The sequence below is a fragment of the Actinoplanes oryzae genome, assembly GCF_030757795.1.
Classification (GTDB): domain Bacteria; phylum Actinomycetota; class Actinomycetes; order Mycobacteriales; family Micromonosporaceae; genus Actinoplanes.
Genome location: NZ_JAUQWH010000046.1, coordinates 34,426 through 55,349, shown reverse-complemented (window position 1 = coordinate 55,349; position 20,924 = coordinate 34,426). Strand labels below are relative to the sequence as shown.

General features: G+C 71.4%; 18 protein-coding genes. 10 read left to right on the top strand and 8 right to left on the bottom strand.

What is annotated here, in order from left to right; genetic code table 11:
* On the top strand, positions 1–334 hold a 334-nt coding region (locus tag RBH18_RS17410; RefSeq protein WP_372338929.1), incomplete at its 5' end, for a MinD/ParA family ATP-binding protein.
* A 36-nt stretch (positions 335–370) separates the two neighbouring features.
* On the opposite strand, the gene RBH18_RS17405 is transcribed toward RBH18_RS17410, so the two are convergent.
* Complete coding sequence (locus RBH18_RS17405; RefSeq protein WP_305788593.1) at positions 371–793, bottom strand: DUF3151 domain-containing protein; 423 nt, start codon at positions 791–793, stop codon at positions 371–373.
* Between the two features lie 17 nt (positions 794–810).
* Positions 811–1,800: an ADP-ribosylglycohydrolase family protein gene (locus RBH18_RS17400; protein WP_306208971.1), complete on the bottom strand. Its 990-nt coding sequence runs from the start codon at positions 1,798–1,800 to the stop codon at positions 811–813.
* 18 nt (positions 1,801–1,818) lie between these two features.
* On the opposite strand from RBH18_RS17400, the gene RBH18_RS17395 reads away from it, so the two are divergent.
* Positions 1,819–3,006 (top strand): LOG family protein, encoded by a 1,188-nt coding sequence (locus RBH18_RS17395; RefSeq protein ID WP_306208970.1) that lies wholly within the window; start codon positions 1,819–1,821, stop codon positions 3,004–3,006.
* 31 nt (positions 3,007–3,037) lie between these two features.
* Positions 3,038–3,334: a hypothetical protein gene (locus RBH18_RS17390; protein ID WP_306208968.1), complete on the top strand. Its 297-nt coding sequence runs from the start codon at positions 3,038–3,040 to the stop codon at positions 3,332–3,334.
* Here the strand turns inward: RBH18_RS17390 and RBH18_RS17385 are convergent, their stop codons facing one another.
* Positions 3,335–3,901 (bottom strand): hypothetical protein, encoded by a 567-nt coding sequence (locus RBH18_RS17385; RefSeq protein ID WP_306208966.1) that lies wholly within the window; start codon positions 3,899–3,901, stop codon positions 3,335–3,337.
* 216 nt (positions 3,902–4,117) lie between these two features.
* Complete coding sequence (gene fbaA / locus RBH18_RS17380) at positions 4,118–5,143, bottom strand: class II fructose-bisphosphate aldolase (RefSeq protein WP_306208964.1); 1,026 nt, start codon at positions 5,141–5,143, stop codon at positions 4,118–4,120.
* Positions 5,144–5,314: 171 nt separating this feature from the next.
* Here fbaA and RBH18_RS17375 point away from each other — a divergent pair, with 171 nt between their 5' ends.
* From RBH18_RS17375 to RBH18_RS17355, 5 genes are read left to right on the top strand one after another with little or no spacing between them, the layout of a single operon-like run.
* Positions 5,315–5,512: a hypothetical protein gene (locus RBH18_RS17375; protein WP_306208962.1), complete on the top strand. Its 198-nt coding sequence runs from the start codon at positions 5,315–5,317 to the stop codon at positions 5,510–5,512.
* Between the two features lie 40 nt (positions 5,513–5,552).
* Positions 5,553–6,932 carry a COG1361 family protein gene (locus RBH18_RS17370; protein WP_306208961.1) on the top strand — a complete coding sequence of 460 codons (1,380 nt, stop codon included), beginning with the start codon at positions 5,553–5,555 and terminating at the stop codon, positions 6,930–6,932.
* Positions 6,933–6,990: 58 nt separating this feature from the next.
* Complete coding sequence (locus RBH18_RS17365; RefSeq protein WP_306208960.1) at positions 6,991–8,376, top strand: 3' terminal RNA ribose 2'-O-methyltransferase Hen1; 1,386 nt, start codon at positions 6,991–6,993, stop codon at positions 8,374–8,376.
* Positions 8,373–10,832: a polynucleotide kinase-phosphatase gene (locus RBH18_RS17360; protein WP_306208959.1), complete on the top strand. Its 2,460-nt coding sequence runs from the start codon at positions 8,373–8,375 to the stop codon at positions 10,830–10,832. Before RBH18_RS17365 ends, RBH18_RS17360 begins: the two co-directional genes overlap by 4 nt.
* A gap of 53 nt (positions 10,833–10,885) precedes the next feature.
* A complete protein-coding gene (locus RBH18_RS17355; protein ID WP_306208958.1) occupies positions 10,886–12,154 on the top strand; it encodes a DedA family protein in 1,269 nt (422 codons plus the stop codon).
* Between the two features lie 702 nt (positions 12,155–12,856).
* Here the strand turns inward: RBH18_RS17355 and RBH18_RS17350 are convergent.
* The 3 genes from RBH18_RS17350 to RBH18_RS17340 form a co-directional block, all read right to left on the bottom strand.
* The gene (locus RBH18_RS17350) at positions 12,857–13,234 is read right to left on the bottom strand and encodes an ArsR/SmtB family transcription factor (RefSeq protein WP_014440216.1); all 378 of its coding nucleotides are present in this window, start codon (positions 13,232–13,234) and stop codon (positions 12,857–12,859) included.
* An 803-nt stretch (positions 13,235–14,037) separates the two neighbouring features.
* A complete protein-coding gene (locus tag RBH18_RS17345; protein ID WP_306208925.1) occupies positions 14,038–15,291 on the bottom strand; it encodes a hypothetical protein in 1,254 nt (417 codons plus the stop codon).
* Between the two features lie 90 nt (positions 15,292–15,381).
* Positions 15,382–16,386, bottom strand: a complete 1,005-nt coding sequence (locus RBH18_RS17340; protein WP_306208923.1) for a hypothetical protein — start codon at positions 16,384–16,386, stop codon at positions 15,382–15,384.
* A gap of 348 nt (positions 16,387–16,734) precedes the next feature.
* On the opposite strand from RBH18_RS17340, the gene RBH18_RS17335 reads away from it, so the two are divergent.
* Complete coding sequence (locus tag RBH18_RS17335; RefSeq protein WP_306208921.1) at positions 16,735–16,914, top strand: hypothetical protein; 180 nt, start codon at positions 16,735–16,737, stop codon at positions 16,912–16,914.
* A gap of 56 nt (positions 16,915–16,970) precedes the next feature.
* On the opposite strand, the gene clpB is transcribed toward RBH18_RS17335, so the two are convergent.
* Positions 16,971–19,559, bottom strand: a complete 2,589-nt coding sequence (clpB, locus tag RBH18_RS17330) for an ATP-dependent chaperone ClpB (protein ID WP_306208919.1) — start codon at positions 19,557–19,559, stop codon at positions 16,971–16,973.
* A gap of 152 nt (positions 19,560–19,711) precedes the next feature.
* Between clpB and RBH18_RS17325 the strand changes: the two genes are divergently transcribed.
* On the top strand, positions 19,712–20,920 hold the full coding sequence (locus RBH18_RS17325) for a sugar efflux transporter (RefSeq protein WP_306208916.1): 1,209 nt from the start codon (positions 19,712–19,714) through the stop codon (positions 20,918–20,920).
* The last annotated feature ends 4 nt before the right edge of the window (positions 20,921–20,924 follow it).

Sequence of the window (20,924 nt, the reverse complement as noted above, 5' to 3'; positions counted from 1 at the left end):
GGCCGCCATGGACGCGACCGACCAGCTGGTGATCACGATGTCGGCTCGTAACGACTCGGCGGAGACCGCGGCGCGCATGCTCGACCACCTGGAGCAGAGCGGCCGGCAGCGGCTGGTGCGGCAGGCGATCAGCGTGGTCACCATGCCGCCGACGCGCAAGGACATCGACCTGCCGGCGATCCAGCGGCACTTCGCGGCCCGGACGCGGGCGGTGCTGCTGGCGCCCTACGAGAAGCTGATCGACTCCGGCGAGCCGCTGCGTTACGGGCACCTCTCCAACGGCACCCGGGACAGCTGGCTCAAGATCGCCGCAGCCGTGGCAGAAGGACTGTGAGAAAGGCGGGCCCCAGCAAAGAGGCCCGCCACATCACTAGGAAAGAGCGTCCGCCGCCACCGGGTCGCTGTCGCGCAGGAACTGCGCGCACCGAGCCGCCTCGTCCGCCTCGCCGATCTCGGCCGCGGCCAGCGACAGCGCGTGCAGCGCCCGCAGGAAGCCGCGGTTCGGCTCGTGCGCCCACGGCACCGGCCCGTGGCCCTTCCACCCGTTGCGGCGCAGGGCGTCCAGGCCGCGGTGGTAGCCGGTGCGGGCGTACGCGTAGGCGGTCACCGGCTGCTGCGCGGCCAGCGCGCTCTCGGCCAGCGCGGCCCATCCCCCGCTGAACGCCGGGAACTTCGCCGCCACCTCCTTGTAGGCGTCGTCGCTGCCGGTCTGCGCGGCGGTGGCCAGGGCAGCCTCGGCGGCCTCGTCCGCGGGGATGCGCGTGGCCGGGGGCTCGGGAAGGAGATTCTGCATGCCACCATTCAACCCGGTCACGCCGCTGGATCATCCCAAGCCGTGCCGAGGGCGTGGAGCCGGTCCGCGTACTCGATCCGCGACGCCCACGACGAGGGCCAGGCCGCCATTCCCAGCGCCGCGCCCGCGAAGGCTCCGGCCAGGCACGCGATGGAGTCGGAGTCGCCGGAGGAGCACGCGCCCCGGCCCACCACGGCCAGTGGGTCCTCCGGTGAGATCAAATAGCAGTACAGCGCTGTGGCCAGCGCCTCCTCCGCGATCCAGCCCGCGCCCGTCGCGTGACAGGGGTCACCCGCGAACGAGCCCCGGCTCACCGCCGCGGACACCCGGGCCAGCGCGGCGTCCGTTTCGTCCCATCCGCGGGCGATGAACGCCTCCACGGACGGCGCCTGCGAGTGCTGCCACAAATCCCCGAGCCACTCCGAGCGATAGACCGTCCGCTGCGAGGCACACCGGTCACGCATCGCGGGCACAAGATCCTCAGGATCAAGACCATCCATGAGCCACCGTACGCCCAGAGCAGTCAGCTCCGAAGCCGCCAGCGCCGTCGGATGGCCGTGCGTCAGCCCCGCCTGCAACTGAGCGCCGCCGGCCCGGTCGTCCTCGGTCAGCCCCGGTGCGACGCCCAGCGGCGTGACCCGCATGTTCGCGCCGCACCCCTTCGAGTCGATCTGCGATGCCTCCTGCCACCGGCGCCCCTCGGCAAGGGACGCGCACGCACGCAGGCACGTCATCCCGGGCGCCCGGTTGTTGTCGGGGCTGACGGACCACTCGACGAAGGCCTTCCGCAGCACCGGTTCAAGGTCAGCCAACGGGGACAGCAGGGAGAAGCCCACCGCGAGCATCATCTGCGTGTCGTCGGTCACGAGCGCCGGATCGCCCGACAGCTCGCGCGGGCCGCCGGGGCCGTAGGCGGCGACGATCTCCTCGTACGGCATGAACTCGGTCGGCTTGCCCAACGAGTCGCCGTAGGCGAGGCCGTACAGGGATCCGGACGCTTTTCGCATGATGGCTACCCTACGAACATGTTCGGCGATCCTCACCAGCCTTTCGACGCGACCGAATCCGAGATCGAGTCGCGTGCCGAGTTCGACACCCACCTGGCGAAGCGGTCGCTGGCCGGCCTGATCGTGCTGGGCCTGCGCCTGGACCGGGAGCCGCCGGACCTGTCCGAGGTCGACGTCACGGGCACCCTCTTCGTGGGCTGCGAGATGCCGTCGGCCGAGGCAGAGCTCGACGTGATCCGGCGCGGGGCGCATGTGATCCCGCCCTTCGACGAGCGGCCCTTCCCGACCCATCCCGCGCTGCTCTACACACCCGAGGACCTGGCGGCCGGGTTCGCCGACCACGGCTTCGCCGGCATGTACGACACCCTGGTCTACCAGCACTTCCTCGACCACGGTGGCGCGTCGCCGGATCTTCGCGAGGCGATCGCGCAGCGCCTGCACGACGCGGGCGTGGACAACGCGCTGGGCAAGGCACTGGCGGCGTGGTTCGAGGTGCACGGCCCGCGCGGCGCGGTCGGGATCATGGGCGGGCACGCCGAGCCGCGCGGCTCCGACGCGTACAGGATGGCGGCCGAGCTGGCGCACCGCCTGGCCGGCGCCGGGCGGCTGATCGTGACCGGCGGCGGGCCCGGGGTCATGGAGGCCGCGAATCTCGGCGCCTACTTCGCCACGCGCACCGCCGCGGAGCTCACCGAGGCGATCGACCTGCTCGCGCCGGCACCCGACTTCCGCGACCACGATCCCTTCACCTCGGCCGCGCTGGCGGTCCGGGCGCGATACCCCATGCCGGCCGGGGTGACGGGCGATGTGGTCGCGCAGCTCACGCACGGCGGCCTGGCGCTCCCCACCTGGCTGTACGGCCACGAGCCCGCCAATCTCTTCGCCGGCCAGATCGGCAAGTACTTCTCCAACGCCGTCCGCGAGGACTCGATCCTGCGCCTGGCCCGGGGCGGGATCGTCTTCGCGCCCGGCTGGGCCGGCACCGTGCAGGAGGTGTTCCAGGCGGCGACCAAAACGTTCTACCGCACCGACGGCCCGTCGGGCGCCTTCGTCTTCCTCGGCCGGGCGCACTGGGCCGGCCTCCCGGTGGAGGAGCTGCTCAAGCCGCTGCTCGCCCGCTCCCCGCACGGCGACCAGTCGCACCTGATCGTGGTCACCGACGACCTCGACGAGGCCATGGCCGCCCTGGAGGCGCCCGCCACATAGCGTAGTGGCATCGACCGATCACACTGCGGGTATGGACTTCCTCTATCTCGCCCTCGCGGGCGTGGGACTGATCGCCGTGCTCACCTTCGCCACCATGCAGGGCAAGCGTGACCTCCGGTCGAGCCACGACGATCCCGTCCGCTTCCTGAACGAGCGCGGCGACGGCGGCCCGACCGCGGGATACGTCGGCTTCGCCGACAGCGCCGGAGGCGGGGACGGCGCAGGCAACAGCGGGGACCACCACGGCGGAGGCTGGGGCGGAGGCGACGGCGGCTGGGGCGGAGGCGGCGACAGCGGAGGCGGAGGAGGCGGCGGAGGCGGGAACTGATCAGGCGACGCGGACGCGGCGCCAGTTGTTGACGGGGAGGTCCCACTCGGGGACGTCGGTCAGGCCGTTCTCGTCCATGGCGTTGTAGACGGCCAGGCGCGCGCCCTCGAAGAGGAACTCCACGGCGTGCAGGATCCGGGGCCGCCACTCGGCCACCGTGATCAGCTCGATGATGTTGACCTCGCGCAGCACCTTGTCGCGGGCGTTGCGCAGGGCGGAGTGCGGGTCGGCGCGCCAGTCGAGCTGGATGCCGGTCGCGAACCAGTCGATCGGGGCGCTCATGTCCACCCTGTTCCACGTGATCGCGCACTCGTCGAACTTGCGGTGGGTAATCTCGACATTCGTCTCACCGAAGCCGAGGATCACCGGGCCGTCGGCGAACCAGCCGCGCTCGGCCATGTCCCACATGAGCCAGCCGGACATGAGCCGACGGCCGATGAGCCGCGAGAACCGTGCTCTGTGGACGGCGGCAAGGGCGACCGCGTCGTGGTGCCAATCGGGGTCGTACCCCTCGATCCCGAGCAAGATCACCGCCTCCGCCGCCCAGCAGAGAACGATGGTACCCACCCCGGAGCGTCACCTTGCAACATGATCGCGGCCGATCCCCCGAAGGCAGAGCCGCCAGTCCCCCCAAGGCAGCGGACCGATCCCCCGAAGGCAGCGCGGCCGATCCCCGCGAGGCAGCGCGGCCGATCCCCGCGAGGGAGCGCGGCCGATGCCGCGAAGACAGCGCGGCCGGTCCCCCAGCAGGGAGCCGGCCGCGATCACAGCGTCAGGGCACCGTCACTTCGCGAGCGTCGTGCCCGTCGAGCGCAGGTGCTCGCAGGCCTCGACGACGCGCTGCGCCAGGCCGGCCTCCGCGATCTTGCCCCAGGCCCGCGGGTCGTACTGCTTCTTGTTGCCGACCTCGCCGTCCACCTTGAGCACGCCGTCGTAGTTGCGCAGCATGAAGTCGGCCACCGGGCGGGTGAAGGCGTACTGCGTGTCGGTGTCGATGTTCATCTTGACCACGCCGTAGTCCAGGGCGCCGTGGATCTCCGAGAGCAGCGAGCCCGAGCCGCCGTGGAAGACCAGGTCGAACGGCTTCTCCTTGCCGTACTTGGCGCCGACCGCCTCCTGGATCTCCTTGAGGATCTCCGGGCGCAGCTTGACGTTGCCGGGCTTGTAGACGCCGTGCACGTTGCCGAAGGTCAGGGCCGTCATGTAGCGGCCCTTCTCGCCCAGGCCGAGCGCGGCGGCGGTGGCCAGGCCGTCCTCGACGGTCGAGTAGAGCTTGTCGTCGATCGCGGCGGAGACGCCGTCCTCCTCGCCGCCGACCACGCCGACCTCGATCTCGAGGATGATGTGCGCCGCGGCGGCGAGGCCGAGCAGCTCCTCGGCGATCTGCAGGTTCTCGTCGACCGGCACGGCCGAGCCGTCCCACATGTGCGACTGGAAGAGCGGCGCCTTGCCGTTGTCCACGCGCTCCTTGCTGATGGCGAGCAGCGGGCGGACGTACTTGTCCAGCTTGTCCTTCGGGCAGTGGTCGGTGTGCAGCGCGATGTTGACCGGGTAGTTGCGGGCGACCTCGGTCGCGTACTCCGCCAGCGCCACCGCGCCGGTGACCATGTTCTTGATCGTCGGGCCGGACGCGTACTCGGCGCCACCGGTGGAGATCTGGATGATGCCGTCGCTGCCCGCCTCCGCGAAGCCGGCGAGCGCCGCGTTGAGGGTCTGCGAGGACGTGACATTGATCGCGGGGTACGCGAACGCGCCGGCCTTGGCGCGGTCGAGCATCTCGGCGTAGACCTCAGGGGAAGCGATGGGCATCGGGAGCGCTCCTTGATCGTGAAGGACGGAGACCTGCCGGGAAGAAGTATTCCGCAGGCCACCCCGTGCTCGGTAATCGACCCGTTACACAGGCAGGCGGTTTGCCCTCCGATCATGCGGGGGACGGGGGAACATGGAAAGAGCCCGTGACGGCGCAAGAGGGAGTCGGTCATGACAAACCCGGAGTACGAGCTCGACCCGGAGGCCCCGGAGGGCGACGCCGCCGAGCAGGCGGCCGAGGCGGACCCCGGCTGGCTGGCCGGTGACGACGACGGCGAGGACGCGGAGGTGTCGCCGGCCATCGAGGCGTCCGAGTGGGACGCTCACGAGCAGAGGCAGGTCGTCGAGCTGGAGGACGACTACCGCTGATCGGGCACATCGGGGCACAATGCCCGGCTAGATTCCGATCATGAAGATCAGCCGCCTGTGGTTGTCGCTGCTGCCACTGGCGGCAGCAGTCCTGATGGTCCCGGCCGGTGCGGCGCACGCCGCGCCGGGCGGCTTCTCGGTCGCCCTGGACGCGATCACGGTGGCGCCGGGGCAGAAGGAGAAGATCGCCCTGCTGCTGGGCACGCTCGGCGAGCGCGAGCAGCCGATCCGCAGCCACCGCCTCACCTACACGGTCGATCTCACCGCGGCGGCGGACCTCGTGGACCTCGAGTTCGGCGGCTTCCCGATCATGATCATCGCCGGGGACGACGAGTCGCCGTGCGAGCGCTCCGGCGCGGTGCTGTCGTGCGCGGTGTCCGGCATCCGGCCGGTCGGCGGCGAGCTGTTCTCCATGGGCTGGTTCTTCGTGAACCCCACCGCCACGGCGACGCCGGGTGCCACGGGCAGCATCACGGTCACGGCCAAGCTGGACGGCCAGGCCGCCGTCACGAGCACCTCGCCGGTACGGGTCGCCGAGAGCGTCAACCTCGCCGCCGCGAACACCTCGCTGGCGACGTCGGCGCCGCCCGGCGAGCTGGCCTCGATCCAGCCGCGGGTGCGCAACGCCGGCAAGAACACGATCGAGGGCACGGTCCTCCAGCTCGGCATCGCCCGCGACCTGGTCGCCACGGACGCGAGCAACTGCTGGTTCGACGTGGTCGTCTCGTGCGTGTTCGACACCCCGCTGGAGCCCGGGCGCACGTACGGGCTGTCGGCGCCGGTCCAGCTGCGCCCGCCCGCCGATGCGGCCGGCGGCAGCGTGGCGGAGACGACCGCGCAGTGGCTGACCATGTCCGAATGGGAGGACGTGCGGAGCATGATCCGGGGCGGGGCGTCGACCGCCGGGACGGGGGCTCCGCTGACCCTCGTCCCGCTGGGCGCCTCGGCCGGCCTGCCGCAGGTGGACCCGAAGCCCGCCAGCGAGTACGTGGAGCTCATCCTCACCGTACGCGGCAAGCGCCCGAACCTCGCCGCGGTGGCCGGCTCGGCCGAGATCCCGCCCGGCGGCCGGCGCACCTTCCGGATGGGCATGGTCAACCTGGGCCCCGGCACCCTGCGCCCGGACCTGTTCACGAACAACGCCAACTTCACCGCCCTCTCGCTCCCCCACGGAGTGAAAGTCGCCGTGGCACCGGACCGGTGTTTCCGGACGATCGGCGAGGAGGCCGGCTGGATCTGGCTCTGCTGGCCGGACGGCACGGCGCGCGGACCGGGCGGCCAGACCTGGTTCACCTTCGTCCTGACCGCCTCGCCCACCTTCCGAGGCGGCACCGCCCGGGTCTCGATCGAGGCCTACAGCGACCCGATCGAGCTGCCGGCCGCGCGGGGGGACAACACCGTCCGCGTACGCATGCGCTGACCTTCCTCCGGCGCCGAAATCGCTCGTGCCGACGACGTGATCTTGCGATCATCGGCCGGTGCTGCTCACCGTGACGACCACCCGGGCTCCCGCGACGGACCTCGGGTTCCTGCTGGTCAAGCACCCGGACCGGGTGCACTCCTTCGACGTGCCCACCGGGACGGCGTACGTCCTCTTCCCCGACGCGACCGCGGAGAAGTGCACGGCCGCCCTGCTGCTCGACGTCGATCCCCGGCGCCTGCGGGCGGGACGGGCTGATCAGTCGTTCTCGCTGGGCCAGTACGTCAACGACCGCCCGTACGCGGCCTCCAGCCTGCTGGCGAGCGCCCTCGCCAAGGTCTTCCGCAGCGCGCTGCGCGGGCAGTCGAAGGACCGCCCGGAGCTGGCCGCACAGCCGATCCCGCTGGAGATCCGCGTGCCGGTGCTGCGCTGCAAGGGCGACCCGGCCGGGCTCTTCGAGCCGCTCGGCTGGACCGTCGCCGCCCGCCCGATCCCGCTCGACTCGCCGGACCTGCCGGCCGGGCATCCGCTCGCGGGGGACAGCGCCTACGTCGACCTCACGCTCACCGGGGAACTGCGGCTCGCCGACGCGCTCAACCACCTGTACGTGCTCCTGCCCGTCCTCGACGACGAGAAGCACTACTGGGTGGCGCCCGACGAGATCGACAAGCTGCTGCGCTCCGGGGAGGGCTGGCTCGCCGGGCATCCCGCCAAGGTGCTGATCATCCGGCGCTACCTGGCGCACCGGCGGTCGCTGACCGAGACGGCCCTGGACAGGCTGGTCGCCGGCGCCGAGCAGGGCGGTGTCGAGGAGGAGGCCGAGCTGCCGGTCGTACGCCGTCAGTCGCTCGCCGAGCAGCGCCGGGACGCCGTGCTCGCCGCCCTCGCCGAGTCCGGCGCCACGCGCGTGCTCGACCTCGGCTGCGGTGGCGGTGCGCTGCTCGGTGGCCTGGTCAAGGACAAGCGGTACACCGAGATCGTCGGCACCGACGTGTCCTCGCGCGCGCTGGAGCTGGCGCACCGGCGGCTGCGTCTCGACCGGGTGCCCGAGCGGCAGCGTGGCCGGGTGAAGCTCTGGCAGTCGGCGCTGACCTATCGCGACGACCGGCTGCGCGGATTCGACGCCGCCGTGCTCATGGAGGTCATCGAGCACCTCGACCTGCCGCGGCTGCCCGCGCTGGAGGACGCGGTGTTCGGGCACGCGCGGCCGGCGACCGTCATCGTGACCACGCCGAACGCCGAGTACAACGTGCTCTACGAGGGGCTGACCGGCATGCGGCACAGCGACCACCGCTTCGAGTGGGACCGCGCGGCGTTCGCCGACTGGGCGAACCGGACGGCGGCCGCGCACGGATATTCCGCCGTCGTCAGCGGCATCGGCGAGGCGGACGAAAAGCACGGTCGGCCCACGCAGATGGCTGTCTTCACCCGGGAGGAATCATGATCGACATCCCCGAGCTCGCCCTCGTGGCGCTCGTCGGCGTCTCCGGGTCGGGCAAGTCCACCTTCGCCCGGACCCACTTCGCGCCGACGCAGGTGCTCTCCTCCGACTACTTCCGGGGCCTGGTCGCCGACGACGAGAACGACCAGTCCGCGTCCGCCGACGCCTTCGACGTGCTGCACTACGTGGCCGGCAAGCGCCTCGCCGCGGGCCGGCTCACCGTCGTGGACGCCACCAACCTGCAGACCCACGCCCGGGCGGGGCTGGTCAAGGTCGCCCGGGAACACGACGTGCTCCCGGTCGCCATCGTGCTCGACGTGCCCGAGGCGCTGGCGTGGGAGCGGACCCAGGCGCGGCCCGACCGTACCTTCGGGCGGCAGGTCCTCACCCGGATGCACCGGGACCTGCGACGATCGCTGGGACAGCTGGCTCGCGAGGGCTTCCGCAAGGTGCACGTGCTGCGTGGCCCCGAGGAGATCGCCGGAGCCACGATCCGGTACGAGAAGCTGTTCAACGACAAGCGGGAGCTGACCGGGCCGTTCGACATCATCGGCGACGTGCACGGGTGCCGCGAGGAGCTGGTCACGCTGCTGACCAAGCTCGGGTACGCCGTCACGCGCGACAACGCGGTGCACCCGGAGGGGCGTACGGCGGTCTTCGTGGGCGACCTCGTGGACCGCGGCCCGGACTCGCCCGGGGTGCTGCGCCTGGTCATGGGCATGGTGCGCGGCGGCTCGGCGATCTGTGTGCCGGGGAACCACGAGCAGAAGCTGGCGCGCCAGCTCAGCGGGCGCAACGTGCAGCTCACGCACGGGCTGCCCGAGACGCTGGAGCAGCTGTCGCACGAGCCGCCGGAGTTCGTGGCCGAGGTGCGTGCCTTCATCGACGGGCTGGTCAGCCACTACGTGCTGGACGGCGGCAGGCTGGTGGTCGCGCACGCCGGGCTGAAGGAGGCGTACCAGGGGCGGGCCTCCGGACGCGTGCGGTCCTTCGCGCTCTACGGGGAGACCACCGGCGAGACCGACGAGTACGGCCTCCCGGTGCGCTACCCGTGGGCCCGCGACTACCGCGGATCGGCGGCGGTCGTCTACGGCCATGTGCCCACGCCTGCGCCGGAGTGGATCAACAACACGATCTGCCTCGACACCGGGTGCGTGTTCGGCGGGAAGCTGACCGCGCTGCGCTGGCCGTCGCGGGAGCTAGTGTCCGTGCCGGCCGCCCGGGAGTACTACGCGCCGGTGCGGCCGCTGGCTCCTGCCACGCGGTCCGGCGACGGCCTCGACCTGTCCGACGTCATCGGGCGACGGCACATTGATTACGGGTACGGCCGGACGACCGTGCCCGCCGAGAACGCCGCCGCGGCGCTCGAGGTGATGAGCCGTTTCGCCCTCGACCCGGCGACGCTGGTGTGGCTGCCGCCGACCATGGCGCCCTGCTCGACCTCGCAGATCGACGGCTATCTCGAGCACCCGTCGACGGCGTTCGCGGACATGCGGGCGGCCGGCGTGGACAAGGTCGTGTGCGAGGAGAAGCACATGGGCTCGCGGGCGGTGGTGCGCGTCTCCCGGGACGGTGCCGGCGACGCGATCTGGACCCGGACCGGACGGCCGTTCTTCGACGCTGCTCTTGCTTCGGAGCTGCTTTCCCGCGTACGGGCGGCATCCCTGGACCTGCTCGACGACTGGCTGCTGCTCGACGTCGAGGTGCTCCCGTGGTCGGCGAAGGCCGGCGGGCTGATCCGCGAGCGGTACGCGGGTGTCGGGGCGGCGGCTCGTGCTGCCCTGCCCGCCGCTCTCGGGGTGCTCGACCGGGCGGCGGACCGGGGGCTGGACGTGTCGGCGCTGCGGGACCGGGTCTCGCTCCGCTCCTCGGAGATCGCGGGGTACTCGGCGGCCTACCGGGCGTACGTGCGGCCGGTCGACGGGTTGGACGGGGTGACGCTGGCGCCCTTTGCCGTGCTCGCGGGGCCCGGGGTCTCGTACAAGGACAAGGACCACGACTGGCACCTGTCCGTCGCCGACCGGCTCGTGGCGGCCGACCCTGCGCTCTTCACGCCCACCCGGCGGATGATCGTCGACCTCGGCGACCCGGCGTCCGAGGCCGCGGCCACCGACTGGTGGCTGGGGCTGACCGCCGCCGGCGGAGAGGGCATGGTCGTCAAGCCGTGGGCCGGGCTCGGCGCCACCGACGACCGTGGACGGCTGGTGCAGCCGGGCGTGAAGTGCCGCGGCCAGGAGTACCTGCGGATCATCTACGGTCCCGAGTACACCCGTCCCGAGCAGCTCGAACGTCTCCGGCAGCGGCAGCTGGGCCGCAAGCGGTCGCTGGCGCTGCGCGAGCACGGGATGGGCCTGGCGGCGCTGGACCGGCTGGCCGAGGGCGCGCCCCTGTGGCGGATCCACGAGCTGGTTTTCGCCATCCTGGCCGCGGAGTCCGAACCTGTGGATCCCCGGCTCTGAATCACAGGCCGCGTACAGGTTCGGCACTGCTGCCTACCGGTACCCTTCCAGGCGTGGTTACCCAAGCGCTCACCGAGCAGCTCGCATTGAACCCGATGGACCCGAAGGATCTGCTTCAGACCTTCGGGCTCATCGGCGTCTGGGCGATCCTCTTCGCGGAGACCGGCCTGCTGGTCGGCTTCTTCTTCCCCGGCGACTCGCTGCTGTTCCTGGCGGGCGTCGCGGCCTCCCCGGTCGCCGACTCGATCTTCGGCGACGGCACCCGGATCTCCCTGGCGGGCCTGCTCATCGGCGCGCCGCTGTGCGCCATCATCGGGGCGCAGCTGGGCCACTTCCTCGGTGCGCGCTACGGCAAGCGCATGTTCGACCGCCAGGACAGCAAGCTGTTCAAGCGGGAGTACGTGGAGAAGGCGGAGTACTACTTCGAGAAGTTCGGCCCCGCCAAGGCCGTCGTGCTCGCGCGCTTCATCCCGATCGTGCGCACCTTCCTCAACCCGGTGGCGGGCACGCTCGGCATGCCGGCCAAGCAGTTCCTCCTCTGGAACATCGTCGGCGCCATCCTGTGGACCGACGGCGTGCTGCTCATCGGCTACCTGCTCGCCCAGCAGATCTACGACGCCATCGGCGACAAGATCGACCACTACATCCTGCCGGTCGTCTTCGTGATCGTCGTCATCTCGGTGCTGCCGATCCTCATCGAGGCGCTGCGGGAGCGGAAGGCCAAGAAGCGGGCCGCTCTCGAGAACCCGGGCTCGTCCTCCGCGGCTCCCGGCGACTCCGCTGCGGCAACTGCCGACGAGGGTCCGGGCCCGGTGGCCGCGATCGGCGTCGTCGCGGCGGCCACGGTGGCGGGGCTGGCCGAGGAGTTCACCGACCACCACCAGCAGCAGCCGGGGGCGGCCGAGGCGTACGGGCAGCCGCAGGATCCTTACGCGCAGGAGCCCTACGGCCACGCCGGCGACCAGCGTGGCCAGACCTACGGCGGCCAGAGTTATGGCGGCCAGAGTTACGGCGGTCAGACTTACGGCGGCCAGACCTACGGGCAGTCGCAGGACTCCTACGGGCAGTCGCAGGAGTCCTACGGCCGACCGCAGGACTCCTATGGCCAGCCAGCTTCCTACGGGCAGTCGCACGATCCTTACGCGCAGCCGCAGGATCCCTATGCACAGCCGCAGGACCCTTATGCGCAGCCGCAGGATCCTTACGCTCAGGAGCCCTACGGCCAGGCCGGGTCTTCTCAGCCCGGTTACTCGCAGCCCGGGTCCGCGCAGCCGGGTCAGTACCCGCGCTACGACGAGGACGACCCGCGCCGCCCTCGGTGAGCCGGTCGCTGCCGGCAAGGTCGCTGCCGGCAAGGTCGCTGCCGGGAAAGTCGCTGCCGGCAAGGTCGTTGCCGGGAAAGTCGCTGCCGGCAAGGTCGTTGCCGGGAAGGTCGTGATTCCGCCTGGCGTCACTTCCGCCCCAAGGTGACGCCAGGCCGGAGAAGTCTGGCTGCTCGGCGGCGGGTGGGCCGCTCCGTGCCCGCCCCGTCGGACTCGGACTCGCCCGCCCCGTCCGCGGGTGCTGCCCGGGCCCGCTCGGGTCGTGAGCGGACTCCCTTTCCTGCCTTGCGCGGACCACGCTGCCGCGTCCGCTCGGTCTTCACGGACCACGCTGCCGCGCCCGCTGGTTCCACGGACCTTGGTGTCGCGTCCGCTTCATCCTGCGCGGATCAGTCGCTGGATCCGCGCCGGACTGCTTCCGCCCGCGCGGATCGGTCGTCGATTCCGCGCGGTTCCGCTGCCCCTCCGCGCGGGCCGGTTGCCCATTCCGCGCGGTTCCGTTGCCCCCCGCGCGGGCCGGACGTCCATTCCGCGCGGCTGTTCCGCTCCCGCGTGGATCGGTCGTCCATTCCACGCGGAGCACCTGCCCCGCGCGGTTCGGCATGCCATTCCGCGCGGTTCCTCTGCCCCTCCGCGCGGATCGGTCGTCGATTCCGCGCGGTTCTCGTGCACTCCGCGCGGGCCGTCAGGCCCGCGCGAAGGTCAGCGAGCCTTCTTCGTCGCGCGCTTGCGCGGCGGCGTGAGCAGATCCGCGATCGTGGCGATCGCGGTCGGCACCAGCCGGTAGTACGCCCACACGCCCCGCTTCTCCCGCTCGAGCAGGCCGGCCTCCGTGAGGATCCGCAGGTGGTGGCTGACCGTCGGCTGCGACAGCCCGAGCGGCGCCGTCAGGTCGCAGACGCACGCCTCGCCGTCCGTAGCGGACTGGATGAGGCTCAGCAGCCGCAGCCGGGCCGGGTCCGCGAGTGCCTTCAGCACCCCGGCCAGACGCTCGGCGTCGGCTCGTTCAATAGGCTCGCCGGCCAGCGGCGAGATCTGAGGCATTGTCATTTCCGCCAACGCAGTTCCCACGATCTCCATCCTTCCACCAACTGCATCGATTCTCCTGCATGTGCGCAGGAACGAACCGGCTGACTTTCAGGCCAGAAGGCCGGAGCCGGTCGAACGACAGGTTGATCGGCAGCGTCCGGCCGGCACCCCGCACGGCTCCGCCACTACCCCGATCGACCATTACCGCGACACCGACTTCGGTCTCTGCCTCCTGCAACGCCTCAGCCGCCGTCTGGTCGCTGCCCATCGCCGTCGAGCTCCTCGATCCCCGCCCATGGAGTGAGGCGCCCCACATTTCGATGTCACGATCACTACGTCGGCTGCCCGATGCCCGCCCGGTCATCGGAACCGCCCGCCTTGCACCGTCACACGGCGCGAGCGGTCGTCACAGTCAGCTTCACGACCCGATGAAAGCACGGCACAACGCTGCGCGACGGGCAATTCAGTGATGAATTTACGCAGGTCGTGGTGGGCTTCCATGACATCGAGAGTACTTGCTGCCGAAAAACTGGAACGTTCTGCCCTGGCGGGGCGGAAAGGAACTATTGACGCACGCCTAAACCTGTCAGTAACTGGAAATAGTGTTAACTGAAACACCCCGGGCGAACGTTTCGGGAGCTGCATAGACGCAGCTCAAAGCACGTTTGACGGGCTCCGGGCGGGAGCCGCGAGACAACGACGGTCATCGAACGCTCACGGCGTGACACCGATGTCAGCGAGTGACCTTTGTCCGTCCACTGGGAAAGATCATCCACTCAGCGAAATACGAAGCCCTGTCGGCGCGGAGTCCCACCCGTTCGGGTGACCTACACCCATCGATGCGGGGTCCCCCGTCAGCTGGACTGACGCGCGTCGGGACCGTCGCTACCGGGCTTCTCCGCCGGCTCATCCGCAGCATCGTGCAAACTTTCGGACACGGCAGCACCCCGATCACTCACCGTGGCCGCCGGATGCGACCCATCGGCGCCTCCCGATGACTCGGCGTCGGTCGAGCCCTCCTCAGACGTGACCGAAGTCACCGACGGAGAGGCGTCCACGATCGGGCTCTCCGGCCGAGAGACATCCGCGGTCGGGGTTACCGGCTGCAGGGCGTCCGCCGTCGGGGCGGGGACCACTGGCGGCGGCGCGGCCCACGGGCTGGGCTGACCGGGCGCCTCGGGGGGCACCCCGGTCGAGGCCGGGTAGGGCGCGCCGTAGACCGGCTGCCCCGGGGCCGCGTAGCCGCCGGGAGCCGCATAACCCCCGGGAGCTGGATAGCCGCTGGGGGCCGGGTAGCCGGGAGCCGGGTAGGCCGGATACCCAGCGGGCGGCGGATAGCTGCCAGGAGCCGGATAGCCGCCGGGAGCCGGATAGCCGCCGGGCGGCAGGTAGCCAGCAGGTCCGGAGGTCGGATAGCTGGCGGGAGCGGAGGTCGGATAGCCGGCGGGACCGGCGGGAGCGGAGGTGGGATAACCGCCGGGACCGTAGGCCGGGTAGCCGGCGGGGGCCGAGGTCGGCGCGGCGAACGGGTCCGCGGGCTCCGGCTTCGGCGGGCGCCCGAAGAAGGGCCGGGGCGCCGCGAGCAGCAGTGCGCCGACGATCACGTAGGCCGCCGCCTGAGCGAGGGCCAGGCCCAGGTTGATCGGGATCCAGCCGCCCGGGTAGGCGTCGACCAGGGCGGCGCCGAGAGTGCCGGGCGCCGCGTCCGTGCCGTCCTGCGCGGTGACCGTGATGGCCGAGGCCAGGCCGCCGAGGACGCCGAGGACGCACACCACGAGGGTCGCGATCCGGATGCCGTTGCTGCCGCGGCGCAGGCCCAGGGCCAGCACGACGAACAGCGCGAAGACGATCACGGCGAGCACCGCGCTCAGTGCCGCGCCGATCCAGACGACCGTCACGATGCCGTCGACGTCGTCGCTGCCGGCCGCGGCGTCGCGGAAGCGGTCCACGGTGCCCGGGGCGACGACCACGGTGATCACCGCATACGCCAGTCCGACCACCGCCATGACCAGGAGCAGCAGGGCCGCGAACCCGACCGACGCGGGCCGGGACGGCTCGGGCGCTTCGGCGGCCGGTGCGGGGGCGGGTGGCTGGACTGCGTACGACATGACGTCTCCCGGGTGATCCGTTGCGACGAACCTACCCGGACACACGACGCGCCGCCGGAGTTACCCGGCGGCGCGTGCCGATGACGCTGCTCAGGCGGGGTCGGTCGGGTGCCGCCCCGAGTCCCCCGGCCGATCCTGGTCCGCGGGCCCGTCCGGCGAGGTCGCCGGGGACGGCGAGGGCGCCGGGGAAGAGGACGGCGGGGAGGACGCCGGGGAGGAGGACGCCGGCGGGGAGGAGGAGGGCGCGGCCCAGGGATCCGACGCCGGCGACGAGGAGCTCGAAGGCGGCGCGGAGTCGGGCGACGAAGTGGCCGGGGCGGAGGGCGACGAACCCCCCGGGTAAGCGGGGAACGAGGACTGACCCTGCGACGGATAAGCCGGATACGTCGGATACCCCGGCTGGCCGTACCCCTGCGGCCCCTGCCCCTGCGGCCCCTGCGGCCCCTGCCCCTGCTGGGGATAGCCCTGCTGCGGGTAACCCTGGGGGTATCCCTGCGGCGGATAGCCGGGATACGCCGGGTACGGCACCGACGGGTCCCACGTCTGCCGCGGCCGGAAAAACGCGTTGGCCGCCGGCAGCATGAGCAGGATCAGCGCCCCGAGCAGCGCCAGCAGCACCACCACGGTCAGCGTCGTCGACACCGGGGTGAACCAGCCCGGCAGCTCGTCGTTCAGCCGGCTCTCCACCTCGCCGGTGGAGGGGCCGCCCGTGCCGGTGTCGAAGTTCATGCTGCTGGTCGCGGCTCCGCCGATCAGGCCGAAGCCGTTGCAGCACAGATAGATGCCGCCCAGGACCCACGTGGTGATCCGGGCGGGCTGCTTCCCGCGGTTGTTGAAGAGCGCGAGGATGACCAGCCCGGCGGCGAAGAGCAGGTTGACGGCGAGCCCGATGACGGAGGCGGCGACGGCGACGACCTCGAAGCCCTCCTCCTGCGTCCCGGCGTAGGCGTCCCGATAGATGTCGGAGATCGTGGAGACGGTCGCCAGCGAGGCCAGGCCACCGGCGAGCGAGGCCGCGGCGGCGGCATAGAGCAGGTACGACGAGACGGTCACGACGGTCGGGCGGGCGGGCGGTGGCGGGGTGGCCGGTTGCATCGGAGCTCCCTCCTAGATCCACTCACCGTAACGGGTGAGTGCCAGAACCTCGACCGGCGCCCGGACGATCGGCTGATGTGGCACTATCGCCCGAAGTGACATGAAATCGGCCGAAATGCATCGCTCGATCAGGGGGCGACAGAACTCGATCCCGAGCCATACACTTCCATCTCGTGGCGCGCCGACGACAGGAGACTCCTCCGGCGCCGCCCTGTGCCCGACCGGGTCGCCGCCCCCGCCCACAGATCGCAGGGGCCTTGGCAGACCGGTTCCGGGCGCCTCCCCGATTGCGCAGGCCGCGTGTCCATGCCGCGGCTGCCTCACAAACGTTAGGAACGGTGGTTCCCCATGCCTCACGCCGACACTCTGACCGTCGTGCACCATGACGACACCAGGACCCGCTACAAAGACGTCCGGTATCAACTCCACCGCGACGGGATCAGGATCTGGTCCGACGAGGGCGAGCACGCTCTCACGGACATCCTGATGTGTCACGCCTACCGGCAGCGGGAGGCGTCCGCGAGCTAGCGAGCCGTGCCGAGAAGGGCCCCGAGCACACGCTCGGGGCCCTTCTCCGTGATCGGCTAGCCGCGGGTGACGACCAGGCCGTCCTTGTGGTCGTTGACCCCGACCACCACGGTGTCGCCGTCGACGATCTCGCCGGCGAGCAGGGCCTTGGCCAGCGAGTCGCCGATCGCCGACTGCACCAGCCGGCGCAGCGGCCGGGCCCCGTAGAGCGGGTCGAACCCGTGCTCGCCCAGCCAGGTGATCGCGTCCGCGGTGACCTCCAGGGTGAGCCGCCGGTCGGCGAGGCGGTCGCGCAGCCGGCCGAGCTGGATGTCGACGATCGCCGCGAGGTCGTGGGCGGTGAGCGCCTGGAAGACCACGATGTCGTCGAGCCGGTTGAGGAACTCCGGCTTGAAGTGCGCCCGGACGGTCGCCATGACCTCCTCGCGGCGCTCCTCCTCCCCGAGGGTGAAGTCGGAGATGACCGAGGAGCCGAGGTTGGACGTCAGGACCAGGATCGCGTTGCGGAAGTCGACCGTGCGGCCCTGCCCGTCGGTCAGCCGGCCGTCGTCGAGCACCTGCAGCAGCACGTCGAAGACGTCCGGGTGCGCCTTCTCCACCTCGTCGAGCAGCACGACACTGTACGGCCGCCGCCGCACCGCCTCGGTCAGCTGACCGCCCTCCTCGTACCCGACGTAGCCGGGAGGGGCACCGACCAGCCGCGCCACGGAGTGCTTCTCGCCGTACTCGCTCATGTCGATGCGGACCATCGCCCGCTCGTCGTCGAAGAGGAAGCCCGCGAGCGCCTTGGCCAGCTCGGTCTTGCCGACGCCGGTCGGGCCCAGGAAGAGGAAGCTGCCCGTGGGCCGGTCGGGGTCGGCGACGCCCGCGCGGGCCCGGCGTACGGCACCGGCGACAGCCGCCACGGCATGGGGCTGGCCGACCACCTTGGCCTGCAGCGACTCCTCCATGCGGAGCAGCTTGGCGGTCTCGCCCTCCATCATGCGGCCGGCCGGGATGCCGGTCCACGACGCGATGACCTCGGCGATGTCGTCGGCGCCGACCTCCTCCTTGACCATCGGCGGCTCGGTCTTCTCGTCCTCCGCCGCGGCCGCGGACTCGATCTCCTGCTCCAGCGCCGGGATCTCCTGGTACTGCAGGCGGGACGCCTTCTCCCACTCGGCGTCGCGCTGGGCGCGCTCGAGCTCGGCCCGGGTCTCGTCCAGCTTCTTCTTCAGCTCGCCGACCCGGTTGAGGCCGCCGCGCTCGCGCTCCCACCGGGCGTTGAGGGCGGTCAGCTCCTCCTCGCGGTCGGCGAGGTCGCGCTCGAGCCGCTCGAGGCGGGCGATCGACGCGGGGTCGGTCTCCTTCTCGAGCGCCAGCTTCTCGACGCGCATCCGGTCGACCTGGCGCTGCAGCTGGTCGAGCTCGACCGGCCGGGAGTCGATCTCCATGCGGAGCCGGGAGGCGGCCTCGTCGATCAGGTCGATGGCCTTGTCCGGTAGGAACCGGTCGCTGATGTAGCGGTCGGACAGCGCCGCCGCCGCGACCAGGGCGGCGTCGGTGATCTGGACGCGGTGGTGGGCCTCGTAACGCCCCTTGAGCCCGCGCAGGATGCCGATCGTGTCCTCGACCGTGGGCTCGCCGACGACCACGGGCTGGAAGCGGCGCTCCAGCGCGGGGTCCTTCTCGATGTGCTCGCGGTACTCGTCGAGGGTGGTCGCGCCGACCATCCGCAGCTCGCCGCGGGCCAGCATCGGCTTGAGCATGTTGCCGGCGTCCATCGAGCCCTCGCCCTTGCCGGCGCCCACGACCGTGTGCAGCTCGTCGAGGAACGTGACGACCTGGCCGTTGGAGTTGCGGATCTCCTCGAGGACGCTCTTGAGCCGCTCCTCGAACTGGCCGCGGTACTGCGCGCCGGCGACCATCGCGCCGAGGTCCAGGGAGACCAGCTTCTTGTCGCGCAGGGTCTCGGGCACGTCGCCGGCCACGATGCGCTGCGCGAGGCCCTCGACGATGGCGGTCTTGCCGACGCCGGGCTCACCGATCAGGACCGGGTTGTTCTTCGTACGCCGGGAGAGCACCTGGATCACGCGCCGGATCTCGGCATCGCGCCCGATCACCGGGTCGATCTTGCCGTCGCGCGCCTGGGCGGTCAGATCGACGCCGTACTTCTCCAGCGCCTGGTAGGTCTGCTCGGGGTCCTGCGACGTGACCCGCCGGTCGCCGCCGCGCACCGCCGGGAACGCCGCGACCAGGGTCTCCTCGGTGGCCCCGGCGTCGCGCAGGGCCTTGCCGACCACGCCGCCGACCCGGGCCAGGCCGGCGAGCAGGTGCTCGGTCGACACGTAGTCGTCGCCGAGCGGCTTGGCGATCAGCTCGGCCTCGCCGATGGCGTTGACGAACTCACGGGAGAGGCTCGGCTCCGCGGTGGACGAGCCGCGCGCGGACGGCTGCTGCTCGACGGCGCGCACGGCAGCGCGGCGCACGTCGGCCGGATTGGCTCCGACCGCGCGCAAAAGCGCCGGCGCCGTGGAGCCACCGGTGTCCAGCAGCGAGAGGAGCAGGTGCCACGGCTCGACGGTCGCGTGCGCGCGCTGGTTGGCGTCGGCGACCGCCCCCGTGATCACGTCGCGGCTCTTCGTGGTCAGTCGTTCGGCGTTCATGCGCTCCCCTGAAGACGTGAGTCAGCAGCCCGGAAGTTGAGTGTAATGCGCTCAACCCCGGAGTTGAGCCTAGCTCGCTCAAGTCCGTGCGGCGAGCCCTGTGGACGGAATCACGGTCGAAAATGTCGGACGGTGGCCGTAGCGTTCGGGGCATGGCCTTGGACACGTCGCGGCGGCAGCCGCAGCTTCTCCCTGCCCTGCTCCCCCTTGGCCTGGTCTTCCTCGCGGTCGGCATCTCGGTCGCGCTGGTCGGCCCGTTCCTGTCGCTCTTCCTCAGCACCGAGGTCGACGCCGGCCCGCTGCAGACCACCGTCTTCCTGATCATCAACCCGCTGGCCGGGGTGGTCGGCTCGACCGTGATCGGCCGGATCTCCGACCGCCGCCCGATCCGGCGGATGCTGCTGGTTGCCGGCGGCCTCGCGGGCGTGGCAGGCTGCGCGGTGACCGCCTTCGCCCGGGACTACTGGGTGCTGCTCGCGGTCACCGTGACGGCCTTCGCGGTTGCCGGGTCGCTCTTCCCGCAGAGCTTCGCGTACGCCCGGCAGGTCCTCGAACGCGACGCCCCCGACAAGGCGGCCCTCGGCATCAGCGCCCTGCGGACCGTCTTCTCGCTCGCCTGGGTCGCCGGCCCGGCCGTGGCGGCGTACCTGGTCGAAGCCGGCGGCTTCCGCCTGGTCTACGGGTCCGCGGCGGTCATGTACGCCGTGGCGACCGTGATCGCGATCGTCAAGCTCCGCGAGGTGCACACCCCCGCCCTCCCGCGAGTCGAAGAAGAGGCGGACCACGCGCCCGTGCCCGCGACCGTCCGCTGGCGGCTCCTCCTCTCCGCCGCCGCGTTCACGCTGATGCAGGCGCCGCTGACCCTCGGCATCCAGGCGCTGCCCCTGTTCATCAGCGAGAACCTGGGCGGCCGGGTCGCGCAGGCCGGCCTGGTCCTGGGGCTGTGCGCCGCCCTGGAGATCCCGTTCATGCTGGCCATCGGCGCGCTGACCACCCGGCTGCCGCTCCGGCCGATGTTGCTCGCGGGGGCGGCGTGCGGGGTCGCGTACTACTCGCTGGCGGCCGTGAGCACGGGCGTGCCGCTGCTGCTGGGCGGCCAAGTGCTCAACGCCCTGTTCATCTCGGCGACCTCGGCGCTGGGCATCACGTACATGCAGGACCTGCTGCCCGAGCAGCCCGGCCGGGCGACGACGCTGTTCACCAACTCGTTCCCGCTCGGGGCGATGCTGGCGGGGCCGCTCTTCGGCGTCGCGCAGAGCAACGGCTGGCGGCTCGCGTACTGGATGTGTGCGGGGTTGTGCCTGGTGGGTCTGCTGATGTTGGTGGTGTTGCGGACCAGCCGGGGCACCAGGAAGCGTTAACGGT

Bases quoted from the DNA above. Each gene is read 5' to 3' on its own strand.
- RBH18_RS17390 (WP_306208968.1), top strand. From the start codon at position 3,038: ATGGACTTCCTCTATCTCGCCCTCGCGGGCGTGGGACTGATCGCCGTG.
- clpB (WP_306208919.1), bottom strand. From the start codon at position 19,559: ATGAACGCCGAACGACTGACCACGAAGAGCCGCGACGTGATCACGGGG.
- RBH18_RS17340 (WP_306208923.1), bottom strand. From the start codon at position 16,386: ATGCAACCGGCCACCCCGCCACCGCCCGCCCGCCCGACCGTCGTGACC.
- RBH18_RS17360 (WP_306208959.1), top strand. From the start codon at position 8,373: ATGATCGACATCCCCGAGCTCGCCCTCGTGGCGCTCGTCGGCGTCTCC.
- RBH18_RS17395 (WP_306208970.1), top strand. From the start codon at position 1,819: ATGTTCGGCGATCCTCACCAGCCTTTCGACGCGACCGAATCCGAGATC.
- RBH18_RS17345 (WP_306208925.1), bottom strand. From the start codon at position 15,291: ATGTCGTACGCAGTCCAGCCACCCGCCCCCGCACCGGCCGCCGAAGCG.
- RBH18_RS17335 (WP_306208921.1), top strand. From the start codon at position 16,735: ATGCCTCACGCCGACACTCTGACCGTCGTGCACCATGACGACACCAGG.
- RBH18_RS17405 (WP_305788593.1), bottom strand. From the start codon at position 793: ATGCAGAATCTCCTTCCCGAGCCCCCGGCCACGCGCATCCCCGCGGAC.
- RBH18_RS17350 (WP_014440216.1), bottom strand. From the start codon at position 13,234: ATGGAGATCGTGGGAACTGCGTTGGCGGAAATGACAATGCCTCAGATC.
- RBH18_RS17325 (WP_306208916.1), top strand. From the start codon at position 19,712: ATGGCCTTGGACACGTCGCGGCGGCAGCCGCAGCTTCTCCCTGCCCTG.
- RBH18_RS17370 (WP_306208961.1), top strand. From the start codon at position 5,553: ATGAAGATCAGCCGCCTGTGGTTGTCGCTGCTGCCACTGGCGGCAGCA.
- fbaA (WP_306208964.1), bottom strand. From the start codon at position 5,143: ATGCCCATCGCTTCCCCTGAGGTCTACGCCGAGATGCTCGACCGCGCC.
- RBH18_RS17400 (WP_306208971.1), bottom strand. From the start codon at position 1,800: ATGCGAAAAGCGTCCGGATCCCTGTACGGCCTCGCCTACGGCGACTCG.
- RBH18_RS17375 (WP_306208962.1), top strand. From the start codon at position 5,315: ATGACAAACCCGGAGTACGAGCTCGACCCGGAGGCCCCGGAGGGCGAC.